The organism is Gillisia sp. Hel_I_86 (genome assembly GCF_007827275.1).
Taxonomy (GTDB): domain Bacteria; phylum Bacteroidota; class Bacteroidia; order Flavobacteriales; family Flavobacteriaceae; genus Gillisia.
Genome location: NZ_VISE01000001.1, coordinates 1,687,862 through 1,705,767, shown reverse-complemented (window position 1 = coordinate 1,705,767; position 17,906 = coordinate 1,687,862). Strand labels below are relative to the sequence as shown.

Annotated in this window: 12 protein-coding genes; 11 read left to right on the top strand and 1 reads right to left on the bottom strand. The window is 31.9% G+C overall.

What is annotated here, in order from left to right; genetic code table 11:
• Positions 1-7 precede the first annotated feature (7 nt).
• The 6 genes from JM83_RS07580 (at position 8) to JM83_RS07555 (ending at position 10,115) form a co-directional block, all read left to right on the top strand.
• Positions 8-823, top strand: coding sequence for a hypothetical protein (locus tag JM83_RS07580; protein ID WP_144960849.1), 816 nt, complete (start codon positions 8-10; stop codon positions 821-823).
• A 3,367-nt stretch (positions 824-4,190) separates the two neighbouring features.
• Positions 4,191-4,733 carry a hypothetical protein gene (locus tag JM83_RS07575; protein ID WP_144960847.1) on the top strand — a complete coding sequence of 181 codons (543 nt, stop codon included), beginning with the start codon at positions 4,191-4,193 and terminating at the stop codon, positions 4,731-4,733.
• 1 nt (position 4,734) lies between these two features.
• Positions 4,735-6,195, top strand: a complete 1,461-nt coding sequence (locus JM83_RS07570; protein ID WP_144960845.1) for a hypothetical protein — start codon at positions 4,735-4,737, stop codon at positions 6,193-6,195.
• The gene (locus JM83_RS07565) at positions 6,185-7,327 is read left to right on the top strand and encodes a DUF2268 domain-containing putative Zn-dependent protease (protein WP_144960843.1); all 1,143 of its coding nucleotides are present in this window, start codon (positions 6,185-6,187) and stop codon (positions 7,325-7,327) included. Before JM83_RS07570 ends, JM83_RS07565 begins: the two co-directional genes overlap by 11 nt.
• A 932-nt stretch (positions 7,328-8,259) precedes the next feature.
• Positions 8,260-8,976, top strand: a complete 717-nt coding sequence (locus tag JM83_RS07560; protein ID WP_261376385.1) for a tyrosine-type recombinase/integrase — start codon at positions 8,260-8,262, stop codon at positions 8,974-8,976.
• The gene (locus JM83_RS07555) at positions 8,976-10,115 is read left to right on the top strand and encodes an IS91 family transposase (protein ID WP_144960752.1); all 1,140 of its coding nucleotides are present in this window, start codon (positions 8,976-8,978) and stop codon (positions 10,113-10,115) included. The genes JM83_RS07560 and JM83_RS07555 overlap by 1 nt, the downstream gene beginning before the upstream one ends.
• Before the next feature lie 270 nt (positions 10,116-10,385).
• Here JM83_RS07555 and JM83_RS07550 read toward each other — a convergent pair whose 3' ends face one another.
• Entirely contained in the window at positions 10,386-10,901 is a 516-nt protein-coding gene (locus JM83_RS07550; protein WP_144960841.1) for a hypothetical protein, read from the bottom strand.
• 1,390 nt (positions 10,902-12,291) lie between these two features.
• Between JM83_RS07550 and JM83_RS07540 the strand changes: the two genes are divergently transcribed.
• The 5 genes from JM83_RS07540 (at position 12,292) to JM83_RS07520 (ending at position 17,691) form a co-directional block, all read left to right on the top strand.
• Positions 12,292-12,906, top strand: coding sequence for a hypothetical protein (locus JM83_RS07540; protein ID WP_144960839.1), 615 nt, complete (start codon positions 12,292-12,294; stop codon positions 12,904-12,906).
• Between the two features lie 805 nt (positions 12,907-13,711).
• Positions 13,712-14,011: a nucleotidyltransferase family protein gene (locus tag JM83_RS07535; protein WP_144960837.1), complete on the top strand. Its 300-nt coding sequence runs from the start codon at positions 13,712-13,714 to the stop codon at positions 14,009-14,011.
• Positions 14,004-14,342 carry a DUF86 domain-containing protein gene (locus JM83_RS07530; RefSeq protein ID WP_144960835.1) on the top strand — a complete coding sequence of 113 codons (339 nt, stop codon included), beginning with the start codon at positions 14,004-14,006 and terminating at the stop codon, positions 14,340-14,342. Before JM83_RS07535 ends, JM83_RS07530 begins: the two co-directional genes overlap by 8 nt.
• Positions 14,343-16,594: 2,252 nt before the next feature.
• The gene (locus tag JM83_RS07525; RefSeq protein ID WP_144960833.1) at positions 16,595-17,098 is read left to right on the top strand and encodes an RNA polymerase sigma factor; all 504 of its coding nucleotides are present in this window, start codon (positions 16,595-16,597) and stop codon (positions 17,096-17,098) included.
• Positions 17,095-17,691, top strand: coding sequence for a hypothetical protein (locus JM83_RS07520; protein WP_144960831.1), 597 nt, complete (start codon positions 17,095-17,097; stop codon positions 17,689-17,691). Before JM83_RS07525 ends, JM83_RS07520 begins: the two co-directional genes overlap by 4 nt.
• Positions 17,692-17,906: the final 215 nt, after the last annotated feature.

The following is a 17,906-nucleotide window of genomic DNA, read 5'->3' as shown; positions in this document are numbered from 1 at the left end:
AAAATCGATGAATATTAAAAATTACGTTTTAAGTATAATAATCCTGACTTCTTTCATCAGTTGTGGGCAGGAAACATTTGAATTTAAAAGTGAAATTAATCCTGAAAAGACTTATTCACTTACTATGAATATGTCATCAACGAATAGAGTAAATTATTTGACTGAAAACTCAGAATTAAAAGGTAAAACGGCAGAAAGTAATAATTCGACCAAAATGACGCGAATTACTACTACAAAGGAAATAATGAACAATGATAGCTTTCCAGCAATAATAGAATATGGGCAAATCATAACCACAATAAATGGAAGTAAAACAACCAATCCGATTTCTGGAACAATTGTAAAAGGCACTTATTTTGACAATAAGCTCAACGTAAAAGAAGTTCTATCAAACGATTTAGATGAAAAAACGAAGAACGGAATAAAATACGCATTAGAAAATGTAAAACCTGACATTGATTTCCCCAAAAAACCTTTAAAAATCGGAGACAGTTTTGAGCATAATATGCCAATGACTATTCCAATAGAAGGAGCTAATCCAGTTAAAATTGAAATTATAAAAACCTTTACTCTCAAAAGTGTAAAAGAAAATATTGCAATTTTTATTTTGAAGGAAACAATTCAATTAAGTACTCAAATTGAACAAACAAATGTTACGGCGAATGGTGATGGAAATGGAATCGTAGAATTTGATATTAATGAAAATCAAATAATTAAAAATAATGCTTCCTTTACAATTGAGGTCAATGTAAAAATTAACGACGACATAACCGTTAATTCAATCGTCAATTCAAATTCGGAAGTTGAAACAAAGATTGAATAAAGCCAGTTGCCAACATCGGTTAAGCGCAAATAGCGGGCATTCTGGTGAAAAGTGCTATTTTAGACATCAAGTAAATAACAATAAAGCCGACAAGAACGTGTCCCTACTCCACGCTACTTGCCTTAACCAAGACCGTTGCAAACAAGAAAAACTGAATGATTTTTTATTTAGAAGAAAAGGAAAAAAGAGACCGGAAAAAAAATATAAGTACTAAAAATTGACAAAATGAGCAGTTGTTTGCTAACTAAAACTTTCATGAAAAAAATCCTGCTCCGATTCATAAAAAACAAGAATGTTTTCATTTAAAATTGCATGATAAATGACAAAAAAAGCGGACTGTTCCAAAATGATAATTTCACTTCACTATTAAGAAAAAAATCAAATAAAGTTTCTCGATAATTGACAAAATTACCCCGACTATTTCAAAGAAAAATTAAATTTAAGAAAACAACTTTTAAAAGATAAAAAAAAGAAGGAAATCTAAAAATGAGAATTTTGAACTTTAAAAACTGATTCTACTCGGATCCAAAATATTGAAAAAATGGAGAAAGATTATTTTTAGAAAGTTCAAAAAACGCTTCCTAAACTCACAAAAACTTTTAAAAAATGATCGATAAAAACAAAAATTGAGCTAATTTGTTAAGGTTTTCAAAACATCAATGGTGGAGTTTTTCCTGTTAGCAACATCGTTTAACAGCAAATAGCGGGCATTCTGCTGAAAAGTGTTATTTTAGAGACCAAGTAATAAACAACTAAGCCGACAAAAACGAGTCCTTACCCCACGCCACTTGCGTTAAACAAGACCGTTGTAATTCATGGCTCAGAATGAAAATACGCAAAAAAAATAACGGCAAATCTGAATTTAAAAACCGATCATTCGCAACTGTTACGCTGACTTTTTTAAGATTTTAGTTAAAACAAAAAACACTCATGCTTAATTTTTATGGAAAATTAAAAAGAACGAAAAATGTGAAAATTGGATGCTCTTAAAATCAGTCCGCGGATTTTGATTAGATAAAAAATAAATGAAAAGAAGAAGAAATACTCGAGAATTTTTAAAATCTGTACGCAAACTTTTACTCGGGCGTAAAAAAAAATAAAAATAGATGCCTCCAGCTTATTATTCCGACTTTTACTCAAGCATGAAAAATGGAAAAAATGAATACCTTTAGATTTACAATTCTGACATTAACCAAGACGTGAAAAATGACAAAAATAAGTAAGAACAAAAAAATTAAAAAACTGGGTCTTGCTCGGACGTGAAAAATAAAATCAAAATTCAGAAAAGAACAAAATGACTTAAAAAGGCTGGCGACAAAACAACATATTCCGAGGATCGCCACGAAATACAACATCGTTTAACAGCAAATAGCGGGCATTCTAGTGAAAAGTGTTATTTTAGAGACCAAGGAAAAAACAACAAAGCCGACAAGTTCGCGTCCTTACCCCACGCCACTTGCGTTAAACAAGACCGTTGTAACTCATGGCACAGAATGAAAATACGCAAAAAAACACTGTTGGAAATCTGAATGAAAAAACCAATCTCCCGCAACTGTTGCGCTGACTTTTTCAAGCTTTTAGACAAAAACAAAAACCACTGAAGCGCGAGTTGTATGGAAAAGTTTAAAAAAGATGAAAAATGTAAAAATTGGATGCCCTTAAAATCATTACGCGGATCCTTAAGAAATGAAAGCGAATTTGAAATGAAATGAAGAACGAAAAATCGATGATTTTTAAATGCAGGAAGCTGAATTTCTTATTCGGGTGTGAAAAATGTAAAATTTTAATGCCTTTAGATTTTTAAATCTGACTTTCTATGAAACCTAAAAAATGACCAAAAGAATTTAGAAGAAAAGAATTCAAACTGATTCTTACTCAGACGTGAAAAAAATGAATATTCAGAAAAGAAAAAAAGGCACACAACAAAATAACATAATTTCGTAGTGCCACGAGGTACAACATCGTTTAACAGCAAATAGCGGGCATTCCAGTGAAAAGTGTTATTTTAGAGACCAAGTAAAAAACAACAAAGCCGACAAAGACGCGTCCTTATCCCACGCCACTTGCGTTAAACAAGACCGTTGTAAAGCAGTGTTTAGAATGAAAAGCGCAAAACATCACGGCAAATCTGAATGAAAAAAAACCACTCTTTCGCAACTGTTGCGCTGACTTTTTCAAGATTTTTGTAAAAATAAAAACCACTCAAACGCAAGGTTTATGGAAAAGTTTAAATGATGAAAAATGTGAAAATTGAATGCCCTGAAAATCAGTGCGCAAATCCTTACGAAAAGGAAGGGAATTTGAGTTGAAATGAAGAACTAAAAATTTATGATTTTAAAGCAGTGCGCTGAATTTCTTACTCGGGCGTGAAAATGACAAAATGATAAAGAACAAAAGAATTCAAACTGATTCTTACTCAGACGTGAAAAATCGATTTGAGATTTAGAAAGAAGAAAACAAAAAAAGGCAGACAACAAAATAACATATTTCGGAGTAAACACCGCTATACAACATCGTTTAACAGCAAATAGCGGGTATTTCAGGAAAAAGTAATATTTTAGAGATCAATTAAAAAACAACAAAGCCGACAAGAACGCGTCCCTATTCCACGCCACTTGCGTTAAACAAGACCGTTGCCTATCATTGCAAATTCTGGAAAGTAGAAAATTTTTAGTCAAGAAGAATGATCTGTAAAGACTTAAACAAAATTGTAACTCGGATTTAGAAACTGACTGAAATGAACAAAAACTTTTAAGTGAAAAAACTTGAAAAACAGACAAATTTAAGAGCAAATAAATTAGCCAAAAAAAACATACCAAAAATCCTTTAATTACAAGATCCTGCTCTGACCACCAAACCGACTTAAAATTTTTGAAAATTTGACTTTAATAACAAAAATAAGATAGGAGAAAAAAGAAAATTATTGCTCTGACTAAAAAAGAAAATAGATCAAAAAAAACTTGAAAAACAAAATTTCACTCTGACTAAAAGCTAGACAGAAAAATAGCTAAAAATCAAAAATTCGAGAAAACAGAAAATTTCACAAAAATGTCTTGATCATAATTTCGCCTTCGACAAAAATATTTTCCAATCAAAATTTTATAAAAAAAGAATGATTTCAATTAATTCCGGGTAATTTCATGTTTTACCCCTACCCTATATGTGCTGCCGGAAAATCACACGTTTTCACTCATGCCGAGCAACGATAGGCAACATCGCATATTCGCAATTGCGGCCATTCTGGTGAAAGAATGTTTTTAGAAATCAACAAACAATAACCTAAACCGACAAATCCGTATATTTACTACCACAACTGACGAATATACGGGACCGTTGGCATTCATTGTTTAGAAAAATACAGATCATTATGAATTTAGAATCCGGGAATTATATTGAATTATACAATCCCTTAAAATATAATTTTTTTCCAGTACGCATTTTAGAATCGGATTCTAACAGGATAAAGGTAAAAATATTATCTACCGAAAAAGATCGATATTTCGACAATTATTATCTAGATCAATTTGGTTTTCGTATACCATTTATTTCTGAAAAATTAATAAATTATTGCGGTTTTAATAGAATTGATAAAAGCCCAATATTTAATAACAAAGATTATGATCTCTCAATTATTGAATGTTATCAGGGAAAAATAGATAGAAATCAATTTTTAAGAACTCTGGATATTGAAACTCGGTTTTTAGGATTTAAGATTTTAGAAAAAAATAAAGAAGAAGAATTTATAGAAATTTTGAAAAAACTACCATTTAATTGCGATTTTAAATCTTTTCAAAAAGAAAATAAATTAATTAATAGTGGAAACGCAAATATTCTTTTCAAAAAGTTAAATGAATTTGGGATTAATGACATCAACACCGATAAAATAATTTTGGAATCTAAATCCGAATAATATGAAGCAAGCGAAAATCACATTTATATTATTAACAGTTGCCATATTGGTTTTTAGTTGTAATAACAATCGTACTTCCAAAGACAAAACTTTGAATCAAAATATTACGAGTATTAAGTTACCCTCCACAAATTCTGATAAGGGAATTATAAAAAATTTGGAAAGTGGATGCTCTTATAATGAAGATAGCAAAGGTGATGAGATCGAGATTTATTTAGCAGATAAGAAAGAAATTGATGTAATTCAAAATATAACTTCATTTTCTGGTATTCCATTAAATTTTAAAATTTACCAAGCAGATATTGAAAATGCTGTAGCAACCATAATTAATAACGAAAGATTTATACTTTACGATAAACGACTTCTAGATTTTGCCGATTCAGAAACAAATTCCTATTGGAGTTCAATATCAATCTTGGCTCATGAAATTGGTCATCATTTATCTGGTCATACATTAAAAGAGTTGGAAGATAGTCACAAGGCAGAATTAGAAGCAGATAATTTTTCTGGTTTTGTTTTATATAAAATGGGAGCTTCACTAGATCAAGCAACTAAGGCTATTAAAAAACTTGGATCAAACGTAGAATCAGCAAGTCATCCTAAAAAGGAAGATAGAATCCGCGCAATCAAAGAAGGTTGGGAAAAAGCATATAATTTAGATTACAAATCTGCTATTCCTCCACCTTTAAGCGAAAATCCTAATGATTTTTACGAGTATACAATGGATATGCTATATAACCAAGAAAATTTAGAGTTCTATTCCAGAATCTCAGATGGTTATGATTTTATGTATGGAGTTATAACCGATTCAAATTTAGAAGATCAAATGGTGGAAAATGTTGTTATGGAAATAATAAAAACTGGTAAGAAATGGGAAACTAATTATGGGAGTTTAAATGGCAAGAGAATAAAATTTAATCTAGATTATGGTTATGGTCCAAATATGTGTAGTGCTTGTATGCGACAATTACCTGAATTATTAAAGGCTGGTCGCAGAGTAAAATTTGCTTTTGATGAAGGTCGACCAGATGGGGGAAGTTCATTAAATGGAGTATTCTTCTTATCATATGTTAAAGCAGTTGAACAAGAAGAAATTGATTTCTATTTGCGAAACAGTAATAATCTAGGTTTCAAGAAAGTTATTGAAGATTTCCTTTTAGCAGAGGAAAATCGAAGTTTTGAAAAAATAAATCAATACTACTCTAGTAATCTAAAAAGATATTGGAACACTAATTATCCAACTTCTAAAGAACTCTATACACAATACCAAAACGCTTGGAGCAATACTAAATTTGCTCAAAATATCATTCAAAAAATTCAAATAGTTAATCCTACCACATATATTCTCTACACCAATTTTAGATTTTTTGATCTTAAAGCTGGCACGTATAAAGACATTAAAAGTGAAGTGAAATTTGTATTTAACAAAGAGGGTAAAATTGTTGAAATATATGGAGTATAGAAAAACAACGAAATGCCAACATCGTATAACAGCAAATAGCGGGTATTCTGCTCAAAAGTGTTATTTTAGGGATCAAGTAAAAAACAACAAAGCCGACAAAAACGTGTCCGTACCCACGCCACTTGCGTTATACAAGACCGTTGCCCACAATAATATTTTGAAAAATTTTATTAAACAACAAATGCTGAAAAAATTCCTTCTTACAATAATGCTTATTGGATTAATATCCTGTACTCAGGAAAAAAAATCTGAGTTAGACTATGAAATAATTACCGTTGATATTGATAACTTTTGGAATGCATATGATGCTTTAGAAGAAAGTCAAGACAGTATTAAAACTTTTCAAAACCTTTATATTGACAAAGCAAGCCCTGAATTTGAAAAGTTCTTGGAATTGAGAAATTTTACTGCAAAACAGTATGTAAATTGGATAAAAGGAGCTCCAGAATTTTGGAAAACGATTAGACCTCTCACATTAAAAGTTAAGAATAAAAAGAAAGAAATTGATTCCATTTACTATAAAATGGAGGAATACTATCCTAATTTTCAAGCCCCAAATATTTGTTTCGCAATTTCTCCAATTCAATCTGGTGGCACAACGGATAAAGGATTGATTTTAATAGGTACAGAAATAGCCACAGTAAATCCCAAAACAGTAGATATTTCAGAAATAAATGGATTTATGAAAAAAGTTTTTGAAAATAGTTTCGGAGATATTAAATCCTTAATCGCTCACGAATTAGTACATACTCAACAACCTAATGGCGATAATGAGAATGAATCTCTGCTATCCCAAGCAATAACAGAAGGTTCTGCCGATTTTATTGCCACACTATTGTTAGAAAAACAATCTATGAATTCAGCTATATTTAATTATGGACAGAAAAACCAGAGAAAATTATGGTTAGAATTTAAAAATGATGTGGACGCTGGCAAAACTTTTGAAGAAACAGATTGGTTTTATAATTACAATTCTAAACGTCCAGCTGATCTAGGATATTATATTGGGTATAAAATAGCAGAATCTTATTACAAAAATTCTGATAATAAAGAACAAGCTATCAAAGACATTATAAATATGAATGAGCCGAAAGAATTTTTGGAAGAGAGTTCTTATGGTAAATCTTTCTAAGAATGTTTAGGTATAATATTACAGTGGGCAACATCGTTTAACAGCAAATAGCGGGCATTCTGGTGAAAAGTGTTATTTTAGAGACCAAGAAACAAACAACAAAACCGACAAGTTCGTGTCCTTACTCCACGCCACTTGCGTTAAACAAGACCGTTGTAGCCAATAGCCTAAAAAACAAAATTTAGGAAAGAACATATTTGTCAATTAAGTTTTGGTGAAAATTAAAATGAAATAAACTAAAGAATTATAAAATGGAAAAGATTTAGGTAATAGTAATAGCAATATCGATTTTCTTAATAGTCTCTCTAATTTATTGGAAGTTTACTCGTAGTACATCAAAACAAAATAAGGTAAATTTATAAAATATGGGGAGCAAGAACTTTTGATTGGCAAGATGCTATATATATTATTGCTGGAACTACATTTCTAATATTGGTTATTTTAAAATAGACAAATGTTTTAGATTTATAGAAGCTAAAAAAATAACCACAGAGATTAGTTGTAGACTACAACGGATTTGTATAAGAATAGTTGCGGGTTTGCGTACGAGTATTTTCCCAAGGAAAATCAGATGTAGCAAAAACGCAACTACCTTTGCTTTAGCACTTAATTGCAATTGATTTTATACGTTGTTGAACGAATCCTCCCTACTGTCGGAAGCCTGCCTAAACTGTGGCAAATAGGATCTTGTATGCATAAAAGTAAAGGATTTATTAATTTGTAGCTAAACTATAAATCCTTTAACATGTTTAAAAAAAAGTAAGACCCTTGCTGAACAAGCCTTTTTAGAGGTAGAAGGTTTTAGCACACTTCAAAACAAATTAGCACAAAGCTTTTCCATCAATGGCAAGGCAAAGAGCACCCTGAACAATTACCTCAGATGCCTGGCTCACCTTGCCCTGCACTATAATCAAAGCCCAGAAAAACTCTCGGTGGAAAATATTGAAGATTACCTTTATTATTGCCAAAAACTCCACAAGACCCCTTCTGAAAGCTTTTTTAAGCACACCATTTTTGGCCTTAGGGCCGCCTACAAAGTAATGGGCATGGAGGCCAAGCGAGTGGCCTTGCCGCAGATCAAAAGGAACCTCAAACTGCCCACTGTGTTGAGTCAGGAAGAAGTCAAACGCCTTCTAAAAGCACCAAGGTACCTCAAGCACCGATTAATCATTGGCGTGCTTTATGGCTGTGGACTCCGCAGCTACGAACTGTGCAACCTAAAATTGGCCGACCTGGACTTTGATCGCAAAACGGTCTTTGTTCCCAAGAAAAAAGGTAAGATCGATCGTTATGTTCCCTTGAGCAAACATTTGATCAGAGGACTAAAAAAGTACATTAAAACAGAAAATCCCCAAATCTATCTTTTTAACAGTCAGGTATCCAAAGATGGAAAAGCTCGGGGACTGACCACCAATGGAATCCATTGGGTGATCAAGGAAAACCGAGGCAAGATAGGCAGTTCCAAAAAGATTACCGCCCACACCTTGCGGCACAGCTTTGCCACGCATTTGTTGGAATATGGCGTTGACATTGTCAGCCTAAAAGAACTTTTGGGGCATGCGCACATCGAGATGACCCTGACCTACCTCCATGTGGCCAATTTGCCCAGTGGCTCGAAGTTTTCTCCCTTGGACAAGCTTTACCGGTAATGCGCCCCAAACATACGGTAGCTGACGTTCTGGAAATGGAACAGCTACAGCTCAAAAGTTTGAGTCTGACTTCATGGCATTACCGTGCGCTGCAGGCCATAAGAAGGTGCCGGACAAAAGCGATGGGCGGGCACATTGACAAATGCAATTGTTGCCACGGGCTGCACATTAGTTACAACAGTTGCCGGAACAGGCATTGCCCAACATGCCAAGGGCACAAGCGCGAAGAGTGGATCAAAGCCAGGGAAGGTGAACTCTTGAACATTCCCTATTTTCATTTGGTGTTTACCCTTCCAAGTGAGTTCAATAGCTATGCCCTTGGCCACGGCAAAATAGTGTACGGGAGTTTATTTAAAGCTGCATGGCAGACCTTGCAGCAGTTTGGGGACAACCCAAAACACCTGGGAGGCAGAATGGGCATGATTGCGGTGCTTCATACTTGGGGCCAGAATTTGAGCCTGCATCCGCATCTGCACTGTATTGCACCAGGAGGCGGCTTGGGCAAATCAGGGAAATGGAAAAAGGCAAAGAACGATGGTAAATATTTGTTCAATGTAAAATCCATGAGCCAAGTGTTTAGGGCAAAGTACGTGGCTGAACTTAGAAGGAGTGGGTTGAAAATCCCGCAAAAAATTTACAATAAGGTATTCAACAAAAAGTGGGTCGTGTATGCCAAACAGCCTTTTAGAAGCCCGAAATATGTCATTGAATACTTGGGCAGGTACACTCATAAAATAGCCATTAGCAATCATCGAATTGTTGCTGTCGATCGCAACAATAGACAGGTGGTGTTTGCTGCCAAAGAATATCGGCACGGGGGCAGGAAAACCAGCTTAACGTTATCAAGCCAAGAATTTATCAGGCGGTTTGCTTTGCATATCCTGCCCAAAGGATTTACTCGCATACGGCATTATGGCATTTTGAGCAGCAGCTGGAAAAAAGAGAAGTTGCCAAAACTACAAGCCGAACTGGCCACTAATAAGATGGAGCCTATCAAAACAGGGCAACCACTCTTGCACCGTCAATGTCCTACGTGTAAAAAAGGAAGACTGCATACAGTCCTGGTGTTTGATAACCGTGGGCCTCCCGTAAAGTGGAGGGTACTATTGAAAGATGAAAAATTGAGTATAGGCAGCTAAAAATTGATCTGCAAAAGCGGACAGACCGTGCTATGCCCTAACTTTTGAAATGAACGATCAAATCCAAAGATTGTAAAGGGAAATATAAAAAAACAAAAATACCGTTAGAAATTGCGTGAGTTCGATACATCTTGACAGCTTAATAATAGTTTTCTCTCCAATTATCCTACCTTAACTCCATCGTTTTACCCATAGGACAATATCCACCGGATTCGTCAACACAATATTCAGCTCTTGCCTATCGGCGAGCCGAATACTTAGTTATTACCTTTAGTTTTTTTCCTTAATTTTCATATTTGATTTATTCAACTTTTTATTTTTTATAAGTTTTTTATCTAGTTTACCGTCATTGTCAGAAGATGAGTCGTTTTCATAAATACTAATATCAATACTACCTGCTATCTTATTTACAGTGTAAGTGTTTGAGTCAATTCCACAATCAATGTAACAACCAGCCATACAAAAAACTTCACTCCATCCTTCGTAATCCTTACAAGGTGATTCGCCACCTGTTTTACAATTCTTAACACATTGTCCATAACCTTGGTCTTTCATTTGAATATACGGATTATTTGTTTCAATGCTAATAAGTTCAAAATCAGAGTTTAACCCAACGATAAAGAGTGTCTTATTTTTTACAATAGCTACTTTTTTAACGTCTATATTTTTTTGAACCTTTTTGGTTTGATAAATAGTTTTTATTTCAAAGCTATTTTTTTGGTTCTCTTGACTATTACCTTTTAAAGAAATAAAAGATAAAACTAATAATACAATAATTTGTCTCATAATAATTTGATTAAAATATGCTTACTCTATTCAGTTTTCAGCTTCCCTGCTTTTTGATATTAAATTTCTAATAATTATATTATTTGCCTTCTTAATTTCACTAATTGATGATTTCAGTCAAAATTAAAGGTAACATATTTTAAAATGATGTATTTATACTTTTGGCTCCGAGTTTTACTCGAACCTAAATGATTTGAGTTCTTTTTCTGACTTTTACTCAAGAATGTATAAAAGTTTAAATAATTTTTAATTTGAACACTAACCTTACTCAACCGTGAAAAGTGAGAAAATTAATATGGTTTAAATTGATAATTAACAACACTAGATTGCTAAAAAAAACTCTTACTCGGATAAAAGCTACTGGCCACAACATCGGTTAAGCGCAAATAGCGGGTATTCCGATGAAAAGATATATTTTAGACACCAAGTAACAAACAACTAAGCCGACAAGAACGTGTACCTACTCCACGCCACTTGCCTTAACCAAGACCGTTGTAGCCAATAGCCGAAAAACGAAATTCTGGAAAGAACATATTTTGTAAACAATTATTAGTGTAATTTCAAATTGTAAAAATTATAAATTCGACAAATGGGAAAAATTTGGATAACTGTAATAGCAATATCGATTTTTTTAATAATCACTCTAATTTATTGGAAGTTTACTCGTGGAACTATTAAAACAAAATATGACCATAATTGGAAAATATGGGGAGCGAGAACTTTTTATTGGCAAGATGCAATATACACCATTACAGGAATTACATTTCTAATACTGGTTACTTTAAAATGGACAGATATTTTAACTTTTTAGCTTGAAAATATACTCGAACTTAAAAGATTTGAGTTCTTATTCTGACTTTTACTCAGGAATGTTAGCTACAAAAAAATGAATGATTTTAAAGATAAATCGCTGAATCTACTCGGGCGTGATAACGTCAAATTAAAATGAGAATTAAAGAACAAAAATGATTTAAAAGCAGTTCGCTGAATTTTACTCAAACCGAAGATTTTAGTTCTTATTCTGACTTTTACTCAGGATTGTTAGACACAAAAAATTGAATGATTTTAAAGATATAACTAAAATCAATCAGACGATAAAAGTGAAAAATCAATGAGATTTTAAAATAATAATTTTTCAAATAAGAACGCTAAAAAAAGTTCTTACTCGGATAAAAGCTACTGGCTACAACATCGTTTAACAGCAAATAGCGGGCATTCTACTGAAAAGTGTTATTTTAGAAACCAATTAACAAACAACAAAGCCGACAAGTTCGCGTCCTTAATCCACGCCACTTGCGTTAAACAAGACCGTTGTAATGCATTTTATAAGAAAAACCTGAGTTCAATAACTTAACGCAACAAATCTAAAATCCTGATTACAAAATCAAACATGAAAAAATTATTACTTCTTATTTGTCTTATCTCTGCATTTAATATTAATGCACAAACTGAGAAAGATTCATTACTAAAGCGTGATGCTGATAATATAATTTCTGAACTAAGATTCATGTATAATCTTGATCAAGGAATACGTAAATATCTCGATTACGGAACTTTAGATAAACATTTAACAGATAGTATTGAAAGTTTATCAGAAGAGCAATTAAAAAAAGCTGAAAAGGAATTAAGCCTAACAAAACCTGTACGAAATGAAATATTTAAAAATTTTTTAAATCCAATTGACACTTTAAATACAGATCGAATGATTGAAATTATTGAAAAATATGGCTTTCCATCTTTAAAAAGATTAAAAAAATATAGCGATCAAAAGATTGAATTTTCACCATATATAATTTTAATTCATACTCCTTTTAGTTATAAAAATAGAATGATAGAAATAATTGAAAGAGAATATAAAGCTGGAAACATGAAGAATATTTGTCAGTATGGATATATACTTTGGCATCTGAATGGGAGATCTGATTTTAGTTATATGACAAATAATGGTTATAAGATGAGTCGAAAAGATGATGGTACGTTTTCATTAGAAAGTTCCTGCAAATAAAACGCATAACAACATCGTTTAACAGCAAATAGCGGGCAGTGTGGTGAAAAGTGTTATTTTAGAGATCAATTAACAAACAACAAAACCGACAAAAACGTGTCCTTACTCCACGCCACTTGCGTTAAACAAGACCGTTGTAACTCATGGCACAGAATGAAAATGTGCAAAAAAACACTATTGGAAATCTGAATGCAAAACCAATCTCCCGCAACTGTTGCGCTGACTTTTTCAAGCTTTTAGACAAAAACAAAAACCACTGAAGCGCGAGTTGTATGGAAAAGTTTAAAAAAGATGAAAAATGTAAAAATTGGATGCCCTTAAAATCATTACGCGGATCCTTAAGAAATGGAAGCGAATTTGAAATGAAGAACGAAAAATCGATGATTTTTAAATGCAGGAAGCTGAATTTCTTATTCGGGTGTGAAAAATGTAAAATTTTAATGCCTTTAGATTTTTAAATCTGACTTTCTATGAAACCTAAAAAATGACCAAAAGAATTTAGAAGAAAAGAATTCAAACTGATTCTTACTCAGACGTGAAAAAAATGAATATTCAGAAAAGAAAAAAAGGCACACAACAAAATAACATAATTTCGTAGTGCCACGAGGTACAACATCGTTTAACAGCAAATAGCGGGCATTCCAGTGAAAAGTGTTATTTTAGAGACCAAGTAAAAAACAACAAAGCCGACAAGTTCGCGTCCTTACCCCACGCCACTTGCGTTAAACAAGACCGTTGTGCGCAACCCGAGAAAAACTTCGATTGATATTCTCAATTACATTTAAAAAGTTTGTATTTTCGATATATGAAAATAATCGATAAAAATAGAGACAAGATTAAAGCTTTGTGCAATAAACATAAAGTGTCCAGATTATTTGTATTCGGATCGATACTAACGGATAGATTTAAAAAGACAAGTGATGTTGATTTTATAGTGGATTTCGAGGGAATTGAATTATATGACTACGCAGACAATTATTTTGATTTAAAAACATCGCTTGAAAAACTATTGAAAAGACAAGTTGATTTGCTTGAAGATAAAGCAATTAAAAATCCATATTTGAGACAATCTATCGACTCTTCAAAACAAATGATTTATGGATGAAGAATTAAAGACTTGGCTGTATGATATTTTACAGTCGATTAATGAGATTGATAGTTATTTTGAGGGCAGACCAAAAATTTTTGAAGATTATGTTTCTGACGTAAAAACGAAAAGGGCTACTGAGCGTGATCTAGAAATTATTGGCGAAGCTGTAAACCGAATACTTAAAAAGGATAAAAACTTCAAACTTGAAAATGCTCAAAAGATTATTGGAACACGAAATAGAATTATCCACGGATATGATATGATTTCCGATGATTTAATATGGAGTATAGTTATAAACCATCTCCCAAAACTAAAAAAAGAAGTAGAAGTTTTGTTGAATATATAATGAGGGCAGCGCACAACATCGTTTAACAGCAAATAGCGGGCATTCTGATGAAAAGTGCTATTTTAGAGACCAAGTAAAAAACAACAAAGCCGACAAGAACGTGTCCCTATTCCACGCCACTTGCGTTAAACAAGACCGTTGTAACTCATGGCACAGAATGAAAATGCGCAAAAAAAACTGTTGGAAATCTGAATGAAAAACCAATCTCCCGCAACTGTTGCGCTGACTTTTTGAATATTTTAGTTAAAAAATCACTCAACTCTGACTTATGAAACTGAATTTAAAAAGATGAAAAATGCAAAAATAAAACAGCTTTAATATCAGCGCGCAGATTCTTACTCAGATCTAAAAAAAGTCAAATGAGAAATAGGAATTAAGAACAAATAATCAAATAATTTCATTGACTTTGACTCGGATGTGAAAAAAGTAGAAAAACAGGCATTTAGATTATTATTCCGATTTTTACTCAAGCATGAAAAATGGATAATTTGAGTACTTTTAATTAAGAAGATTTATTTTAACTCAGACTTGAAAAACGGCAAAAATGATTTAGAATCAAAAAATAGAGGTTGACTCTTACTCAAACGTAAAAAAAATGAAAATTCAGAAAAGAAAAAAAAGGCATACAACAAAATAACATAATTGCGTAGTGCCACGAGGTACAACATCGTTTAACAGCAAATAGCGGGCATTCTGGTGAAAAGTGTTATTTTAGAGATCAAGAAACAAACAACTAAGCCGACAAGTTCGCGTCCCTACTCCACGCCACTTGCGTTAAACAAGACCGTTGCAAACAAGAAAAAATGAATGATTTTTTATTTAGAAAAAAAGGAAAAAAGAGACCGAAAAAAAATATAAGTACTAAAAATTGACAAAATGAGCAGTTGTTTGCTAACTAAAACTTTCATGAAAAAATCCTGCTCCGATTCATAAAAAACAAGAATGTTTTCATTTAAAATTGCATGATAAATGACAAAAAAAGCGGACTGTTCCAAAATGATAATTTCACTTCACTATTAAGAAAAAAATCAAATAAAGTTTCTCGATAATTGACAAAATTACCCCGACTATTTCAAAGAAAAATTAAATTTAAGAAAACAACTTTTAAAAGATAAAAAAAAGAAGGAAATCTAAAAATGAGAATTTTGAACTTTAAAAACTGATTCTACTCGGATCCAAATATTGAAAAAATGGAGAAAGATTATTTTTAGAAAGTAAAAAAAACGCTTCCTAAACTCACAAAAACTTTTAAAAAATGATCGATAAAAACAAAAATTGAGCTAATTTGTTAAGGTTTTCAAAACATCAATGGTGGAGTTTTTCCTGTTAGCAACATCGTTTAACAGCAAATGTCGGGCATTGTGCTGAAAAGCGTTATTTTAGAGAGCAAAAAGAAAACAACAAAGCCGACAAGTTCTCGTCCCCATTCCACGCCACTTGCGTTAAACAAGACCGTTGCAAACAAGAAAAACTGAATGATTTTTTATTTAGAAGAAAAGGAAAAAAGAGACCGGAAAAAAAATATAAGTACTAAAAATTGACAAAATGAGCAGTTGTTTGCTAACTAAAACTTTCATGAAAAAAATCCTGCTCCGATTCATAAAAACAAGAATGTTTTCATTTAAAATTGCATGATAAATGACAAAAAAAGCGGACTGTTCCAAAATGATAATTTCACTTCACTATTAAGAAAAAAATCAAATAAAGTTTCTCGATAATTGACAAAATTACCCCGACTATTTCAAAGAAAAATTAAATTTAAGAAAACAACTTTTAAAAGATAAAAAAAAGAAGGAAATCTAAAAATGAGAATTTTGAACTTTAAAAACTGATTCTACTCGGATCCAAAATATTGAAAAAATGGAGAAAGATTATTTTTAGAAAGTTCAAAAAACGCTTCCTAAACTCACAAAAACTTTTAAAAAATGATCGATAAAAACAAAAATTGAGCTAATTTGTTAAGGTTTTCAAAACATCAATGGTGGAGTTTTTCCTGTTAACAACATCGTTTAACAGCAAATAGCGGGCATTGTGGTGAAAAGTGTTATTTTAGACACCAAGTGAAAAACAACTAAGCCGACAAGTTCGCGTCCCCATTCCACGCCACTTGCGTTAAACAAGACCGTTGCCATTAATACTGACCATTCTAACTAAATAAGAGCTTTATCATCATATTATTTACTAAAAAAACACACTAAACTGTCATATTTATCAAACTATGGTAACTAAAATAGTAAAGGGAAGTATTAAAAATGGAAAAACAGAAAACCATATTTCTTTCTGCTTTGCAAGAAAATCAGGATAAGTTATATAGAATTTGCTCTATTTATTCAGTTAGTAGTGAAGATTCGAAAGACCTTTTTCAGGAAGTTTTAGTTCACATATGGAAGTCGATGAGTTCATTTAAAGGTAATTCTTCTATTGCCACTTGGATGTTTAGAATAGCATTAAATGTTTGTCTTCGTTTTAAATCTAAATACGCAAAGACCCAAAATCGATTTATAAGATTAGATAGTATGACTATTTCTAATTTAGGTTCGGAAGAGGGTAATGAAAAAAATAATGAAAAAATAATAGCTTTAAGAAAGTGTGTCAAAAAATTGAATGAAGGAGATAAAGCAATAGTTGCTCTGTACTTGGAAGGATTAGCATACCGAGAAATTTCAGATATACTTGGATTATCTGAAAATCACATAGCCGTAAAAATCAAGCGGATAAAATCAAAATTATTTAACTGCATAAATGAAATATTATGATTGAAGATGAATTAATTAAAATCTGGCAATCGTCCAGTAATCAAGAGCGTATAAAATTTGAGAAATCAAAATTAATGATTGAATTACAATCAAGTTTAAATCGTTTACACAAATGGTGGAACTATCTAGAACTTTCCGAATCGATTTTAGCTGTATTTGGAGTTTTAGTATCTATTTTTTTATTATTCAAGATTCCATTCATTCTGACAAAAATGGCAATAGCATTGATAATGATTTGTGCAGTTTATTTAATAATTAAATATCAACGTATTAAAAAATTTAAGCATAGCGATTTGGAAGAAAATTACCTAAATTATCTCAAAAAAAACAAGGAATATCTTTTAGTACAAAAAAAGTTTCTTAAAACATATTTTTATTGGGGCATTTTGCCAGTTTTCCCAATTATGATACTATTTAATATCAGTATTTGGAATAAGATACCAGAAAACTTTATAATAGGTTTAATCTTTATAAATATAGCTACAATCGGAATAGGAGTTTATGGATATTTCACAAATAAAAAAAGAGTAAAAAAAGAAATAACCCCAAGAATATCTAGAGTTAATGAATTAATAAATAAATTAGAACAATAGCCATATGATATCCAAATATAGACCTTCAAAAATTTCAAAAAACTTCTTAGAACAATTGTCAAAAATTCTGAGCTTTTCAACTTCAAAAACAAGAAGAGAAACAATCAAACAAAAGAGAAGACAAAATAGGAATAAAAAGTACTAATGGCAACATCGTTTAACAGCAAATAGCGGGCATTGTGATGAAAAGTGTTATTTTAGAGACCAAGTAACAA

Excerpts from the sequence above, each read along its gene's own strand:
- JM83_RS07580 (WP_144960849.1), top strand. The coding sequence starts at position 8 with ATGAATATTAAAAATTACGTTTTAAGTATAATAATCCTGACTTCTTTC.
- JM83_RS07575 (WP_144960847.1), top strand. The coding sequence starts at position 4,191 with ATGAATTTAGAATCCGGGAATTATATTGAATTATACAATCCCTTAAAA.
- JM83_RS07570 (WP_144960845.1), top strand. The coding sequence starts at position 4,735 with ATGAAGCAAGCGAAAATCACATTTATATTATTAACAGTTGCCATATTG.
- JM83_RS07565 (WP_144960843.1), top strand. The coding sequence starts at position 6,185 with ATGGAGTATAGAAAAACAACGAAATGCCAACATCGTATAACAGCAAAT.
- JM83_RS07555 (WP_144960752.1), top strand. The coding sequence starts at position 8,976 with ATGCGCCCCAAACATACGGTAGCTGACGTTCTGGAAATGGAACAGCTA.
- JM83_RS07550 (WP_144960841.1), bottom strand. The coding sequence starts at position 10,901 with ATGAGACAAATTATTGTATTATTAGTTTTATCTTTTATTTCTTTAAAA.
- JM83_RS07540 (WP_144960839.1), top strand. The coding sequence starts at position 12,292 with ATGAAAAAATTATTACTTCTTATTTGTCTTATCTCTGCATTTAATATT.
- JM83_RS07535 (WP_144960837.1), top strand. The coding sequence starts at position 13,712 with ATGAAAATAATCGATAAAAATAGAGACAAGATTAAAGCTTTGTGCAAT.
- JM83_RS07530 (WP_144960835.1), top strand. The coding sequence starts at position 14,004 with ATGGATGAAGAATTAAAGACTTGGCTGTATGATATTTTACAGTCGATT.
- JM83_RS07525 (WP_144960833.1), top strand. The coding sequence starts at position 16,595 with ATGGAAAAACAGAAAACCATATTTCTTTCTGCTTTGCAAGAAAATCAG.
- JM83_RS07520 (WP_144960831.1), top strand. The coding sequence starts at position 17,095 with ATGATTGAAGATGAATTAATTAAAATCTGGCAATCGTCCAGTAATCAA.